Origin of the sequence: Candidatus Magnetaquicoccus inordinatus (assembly GCF_004217665.1) — a bacterium.
GTDB lineage: Bacteria > Pseudomonadota > Magnetococcia > Magnetococcales > Magnetaquicoccaceae > Magnetaquicoccus > Magnetaquicoccus inordinatus.
The window spans coordinates 1-6,114 of record NZ_RXIU01000218.1 but is presented as its reverse complement, the minus strand read 5'-3'; the positions used below and the strand labels follow the sequence as shown (position 1 = coordinate 6,114).

Sequence of the window (6,114 nt, the reverse complement as noted above, 5' to 3'; positions counted from 1 at the left end):
GTTTTTCTGACACAAAAAAGCCGCCTTTGCGGGCGGCCATTTTGCGAAGAGCGACTTGCAAAACTTAAATGGTGGAGCGAACGATACGCAAAACGGAAAATTCTCCACCACTTTGCTGCAGCGCAGCAGGAGAACGGTTTGACGCCATCTTGGTTAGCCAAGCGGCAAGGGATTTTGCATCTTTCAGGGATTAAACGGATTTTTTAATTTCGTTGAACATTTCACCTGCGTCAGACGAGTCACCTGTTGACTTGGGTTTAACTCCCTCTTCGTCGGCAATGATGCCATCGGAACGTTCTCTGACATTCTCTGTCTTTCTCTGTGACTATTCGTCAAACCGTGAGGGTGCCACCCATCGTACTATGCATGTCCTCTCCTCCCGTTTTCAGAGGATCCGATGAATCTCTCCTTGTCCAACGGGAAGGCACTCGGACGACGGTTCAACTCCCAACCGACCACACCACGGTGCCAACCACAGCTCCCAGACCAGGGGCATGACCATCGGGAACCAGACACCCTGACCTGCGGCGTCTCGGCAAGAGTCACTGTCCTTCGAACCCTGCCGCCGGAAATGCACTCACACCAACACTTCCTGAGGCCTGTTCCAAAATGTAGGATGCCCGCATCTGCTTGGTCTGGAGGCCAATTTTCAAAACTGCGCGGGAGCGTTTCAAGTGATGACAAATTCGTTCGTCTTCCTCCTTTGGGCCATGATTGCCCACTTCTTCAATCCTCGGCACAACGCCGAGATCCGGTTGCTCAAGGCACAGATCCGCATCCTCCAGAAACGGCTGACAACCAACAGAATCAATCCATCTCCCGAGGAAAAATCAGAACTTATCCGTCTCGGTGCCGAATGCGATCATGATATTGCCGAACTGATGGAAATCGTCAAGCCCACCACCTACCGCCGTTGGCTCAACCAGACCAACAAGGGAGAGGATTTCAAACCGCTCGGTCGACCCCGACTCTCCAAAGAACTGCGCGACACCGTGATTCGCATGGCCAAGGAGAACATCCTCTGGGGATACCGACGCATCGCCGGGGAACTCAAAAAATTGGGCCTGTATGCCGGTTCAACCTCTGTCAAACGCATCCTCACCGATGCGGGGATTCACCCAACGCCGGAGAAAGAGAAGAAGAATCCACCAATCCCATGGCTGACCTTTATCAAGGCGCATTTGGAGTCCATCGTGGCATGCGACTTTTTTACCAAGGACATATTCACTCCCATGGGCAAAATGACGGCCTACTCCCTGGTGTTCATCCACCTGCGCAGCCGACAGGTATTCTGCTCCCCTCCCACCTTCTCGCCCAACAGTGCCTGGGTAGCCTCCGAAACCGCGTCCCGATCGACAACCAAATACGGCTCCAACGCACAATGCAGGACTCGTATCCGAAGAGGCCGGTTTGAAGATGCCTCTTTGGAGCGCACTAGAGCGTCATTTATGGCCTTGGATAGTAGCTTCATTTTCACGTTTAACTTGTGATTCTCTATATCATTAAGAACCGACAATGTATATTCAGGAGGAGCTGGATTCACAAGGAGTTCCCAGACAAAGTGTTCAAGTCGTTTTCCCCAATCCACCGGGCAATCAGCACGGCGGAACATTGCTTCCGCAACATGCGACAGCAGCACTGCAAAAGCTCCCGTTTGGGGATGGAAATGCACCACACCAAGGAGAAAGTCCAACGTGACCTTAAAGGTCGAATCTCTTTCAGCGTTGGCTGATGACAAATAGTGCTTAAACACGGACATGCCAGACTGCAACCAAGCATCCCCCTGTGCAACCATCCAGAGGAGATCCTCGGAAGCCAACGACACGAACGTCCGGTTGGAGAGAAACGCGCCAATCGTGAATGCCGATCTCTCACGCTGAGACAGCAATCCGATTTCGCTGGCCCTCATCACAAGTACTTGAGGCCAGAGCCCCTCAATGCCAAAATCCGATCGAGCCAGTTTCCTGAGCCTCCCATCGAGCGTGAGGATGGATGCGCCGTGTTCCTTGGCAAGACGCAGGATTTCCCCTTCCTCGGTTCCCAGTACGGAGAACAACTCCTGCTCCGATGACCCGAAATCACCATAAACCGGCAACACATCACAGCCAGCAACGATCTCGGCCATCCTCCTTGCGAATGCGATTCTCTGAGCCTTCCAAGACTCACCATATTCGACAAACCCCAGCTTTCCCCCGTTGTCGAAGGCCATTCCACTTGACTTGTCACTCTCGGCGTCAGTCACAAAGGCATCCACCAACTCCTTTGTGGCTGATGCGATCAACACTCTTGGCAGGATCGAAAGGGCACGTTCCGCCCCGTGTCTGGCCAATTCACACAACGCGGTAGAATCGGCCACGACGATCAGATCGGTTTTTCTCAAGGCGGCCAAGGCGAACGCCCGTTCCTGTGCATGACCTTCCCCCACAAAAAGAGGGGGAAGGTCTGACGACCATCCCATACAAAGATCAATAGGCGAGCGTCCGAGGAGCTCCGCAAACAAAGACAGGGTCATGGCACCAGAGGCATAGTACTCCATCACCTGCTTGGAGACAGCACTGACGCGCCGGATTTCCTCGTGCACCCGGGCCAGATCCGCCTCAAGGTTGCCCGTGTTTCCAACCTGGACTGGTTTCAGGTGCGGGATTCCGTTAAACCTTCCTGCCCTTTCCTGTGCCACAGCCACCATGTGACGGTATGCGGAACCAACAGAGGTAATCCTGACAAGACGGGAACCGCCAGCTTGCCACGGAATCACAACCTCGGCACCCAATCCCTTCCCGATAAGCATCAACACATCAGGGTCATCTGGGGAGAAAAACCCGTCGCGTTTTGGCAAGTGTCCGGTTTCAAGTGGGTCGAGGACAATCGACTCGCGGATGGAGCCAGACTCATCCGTGATGGTAACCACGCAACCTGGCGCAACCTGCTTCAGAGAGTCATCAAGCGGGGGAGTCTTGCCAATGAGAAGGTTTATGAGATAGGCCGAAAATGCCTCCGGCTCGTCCATGTTCCTTCTTGCAAGACAATACAGTCGCCTCAACGCCTTTTCCCCCTGCCCATAGCGCAACTCAAGCGATGCGAGCATGCCAATGTTGCAAATCGAACCCGACACTTCCTCGGGAACCATTTCCACTTGGCTCTGGAAAGCAGCGGGGCTGGCAGCATGCATAAGTACCTTCAGCTTGAACCACCAAGAGACCGCCTCGGTGGGTGCTTTTGCAACCTGTCTTTCGGCCAAGGGCAAAAGGAATTGCCAGTCCCCAGCCCTCTGGCCGAGGTTGATTGCGCACCTCCTCGTCTCGTCATGGTCGACCCACCCTTCTGGCATTCTGGACAGAAGATCCCTTGCCTGGGAACGGTTCTCGGACTCAACATAGCATTCGAGCAGTTTTGCGTGAAGTTCCGATGGTCCCTTGCCTGCACCCGCGAGAATCCCTTCGTAAAGGGATGCCGCCTCGGTCCATCTTTCAAAAAGGGACAACAGTTCGGCCACCTGCAGCCTGTCTGGAGCTTTGGAATCGGAGCCGAGCCGGGCCACTGCCTTGTCAACCATCTCCATCGCTTCAATGGCCCGCTCTGCCCGTTTAAGGATCCTTGCTGCAATGCTCAATGGAAAAGGTCGGTCGAAAACTCCTTGGGTGGAAGACTGAATTGCTCCAAGAGCATCCTCCATCTTTCCGGATCGGGCCATGGCCACCCACTTTAGGCCAAGCAGAAAGTCTCCCAGTTCGATATTCCCTGGAAAATTTCTCAAGGCAACCTGAGCAACCTCCTCCAAAAAGGCCACGTCACCCTGGTTTGATGCAATCCCGGCAGTTATGGCCAGGGCCTCAGGCGACAGATCGGACATCAATGATCGAGCCATCGCCAGGGCCTCTTCTTTCCTTCCAGACTCGTCGAGTGCCTGGATTTCTACACGGAGGAGTTCTGGCGAGCGGAGTCTCCTGCTTCTGGCCTCTTGAGAAATCTCCAGTGCCCTTGGAGTCTGCCCAAGCAAAAGAAAAGCGAAGCCAAGATGTGTCGCGGTCTCAACACAGGCATCCGATTGGATGCTCCACAAACGGACCTGCCGGTCATCGAAGTGAGAGACGGCCTTCTCCAGCCTCCCCTTCTTCTCCGCTTCCATCAAACCGAACTGGGCCAACACAGGCTCTGCCGCGCAGTCTTCCACCGCAAAACGCAGAAACGCCGCTCTGATAAAGAACCCTGCAGACTCGTGCTCCGCAGCACGACCGGCAAGTCTCGCCGCTTCACTGACGTTGTCGCGCCGCTTTGCTGAGAAGGCCGCCAATTGCAAGGTATCAGGCTCATCCTGGAAAGTGGGTGGAACATCAGAAGAATTGATCTGTTCACCAGAGATTATTCTGGCATTTGCATAGGCAAGCCAAACGTGAATCGACAGTGGAAACCGCTCCGCAGCCTCTCTGCCTGCGGCTATCGCTCCCTCAATTTCCTCTGATATACTCAGACCGCGTATCCCTGCCGCAGCCATTCTCTCGTCATCAGGATATGTCTTGGAAGCCTTGACGAACAGTTCGGCAGCCTCTTTCTGGTCGTCCTTTGAATACCATAGGCTCAAGCCGCGCTGAAGATACCATCGTGCCCGCTGATGATCGTCGAATGGAGCAAGGTCGCGTCCGATATTGTCGATATGCTCGAGGGCATCCCGGTAGCGACCGGCCTTTATGAGTTCGTTCGTTCTATCAAGTTGCCCCGTTATCAGCTTGTTTGCCGAATCCTCGCGGCCTTGGGGAAGTGCTGCCATCGTGGCGACGTGCTCCCTCGTCTCCATAACGTATTCCGCGATCCGTGCCATTTCCTCCGACTGGCGGTGGTATGCCGCCCCAGGCGACTGCGGTCTGTAGCTGTCCTGCAATATCGTATGCGAGTCGATCCTGAGCTGGATGTCTTCCCAAAACTCGATTTCGACCCCGAATTTTCCAGCCTCCTCCCTTTCGTCCGAAAGTAGCTGTACCTTTTTAAGGAGAGCCGCATCATTCTGTGATGTGGTTGCCATGAGCAATCTTTTAATCGGTGTCTCAAACTTGTCGGACTTGGCCACCTCTTCTTCAACGTGCTTCCACTCGATCTGGGTGAGGAAATACTTCTTGCACTGGATCCCTATGCGGCCAATCTTGGCCGTGACGAAGATGTCCACGCCACCCTGCGACTGCCCCTTTCTGCCGTTGATCTTGGGGGTGGGGTCGCCATAGACGACGCCATATATGTTGGCGCACATACGCTCGAAGTCAGCCTCGTTCTTCGGCGGTGGAAGCTCAGAAGGAATCACATGCATAAGGAGGTTCTCATCTCACTCGTTCAGCAGCAGTTCGGCCATCCCGTCCAACTTGACTTTCACAAACTTCCATTCCGGCATCAACTGTCCAAGAAGCTGATAGTACCGTTCGCTGTGGTTATGCTCCCTCAGGTGACAGAGTTCGTGGAGCAGAACGTAGTCTACACAATCTCGCGGAGCCTTTACCAGATGCGGGTTCAGGGAGATGACGCCTTTCGGTGAACAACTCCCCCATTGTTTTTGCATCGGTGCCAGTTTCCAACAGGGGATGGCCGATAGCCAGGGTATATGCCCCGCGTGGATGGTCAGACGGTTGTGCAGGTACTCCTTCGCCCGATCTCGATACCAACCGCGCAGCAGATCTTTCACCATACCGGGGGACTCTTTCGGACAACAGACCTCTAACCGCCCCCGCAGCAGTTTCACCGTCGCCCGTTCGTCTGGTGCCACGATCACCTTTAGCAGGTGACGACGTCCCAAATAGAAATGGCTTTCCCCACTGACATACTGGCGGGCCAGCACATGCTCACGTTGCTGCCTGGCATCGCTGACGTGTTTCAGCACCCATCGGGCCTGTTTGCGCACTGCGTCCCGGATTTCACTGTCACCAGCCCCTTCGGGTGCGTCCACCTGCACCGATCCGTCCGGGTAGACATGAATGGCCACCTTGCGCTTTGGACGATCGCGGGAGATGCACACCTGAAAGTCAATCCGGTCGTCACCGTAAATAACGCTCAGGTTCGACACTTACATATTTCCTCGGCCAAGGCCAATCCGAGCAATTTGGATGACCTGTTCAATCACCTCTTTGGCAGCGT

The 6,114-nt window shown here is 54.5% G+C and carries 3 protein-coding genes; 1 reads left to right on the top strand and 2 read right to left on the bottom strand.

Features of this window, described 5'->3' with window-relative positions:
• The coding region (locus EJP87_RS18605; protein WP_227657636.1) for a hypothetical protein at positions 1-207 on the top strand (207 nt) is incomplete at its 5' end.
• Positions 208-1,249: 1,042 nt separating this feature from the next.
• On the opposite strand, the gene EJP87_RS13215 is transcribed toward EJP87_RS18605, so the two are convergent.
• Together EJP87_RS13215 and EJP87_RS13210 are read right to left on the bottom strand one after the other, a co-directional pair.
• Complete coding sequence (locus EJP87_RS13215) at positions 1,250-5,296, bottom strand: tetratricopeptide repeat protein (RefSeq protein WP_130472343.1); 4,047 nt, start codon at positions 5,294-5,296, stop codon at positions 1,250-1,252.
• Between the two features lie 15 nt (positions 5,297-5,311).
• Positions 5,312-6,043 (bottom strand): M48 family metallopeptidase, encoded by a 732-nt coding sequence (locus EJP87_RS13210; protein WP_130472342.1) that lies wholly within the window; start codon positions 6,041-6,043, stop codon positions 5,312-5,314.
• Between the last annotated feature and the right edge of the window lie 71 nt (positions 6,044-6,114).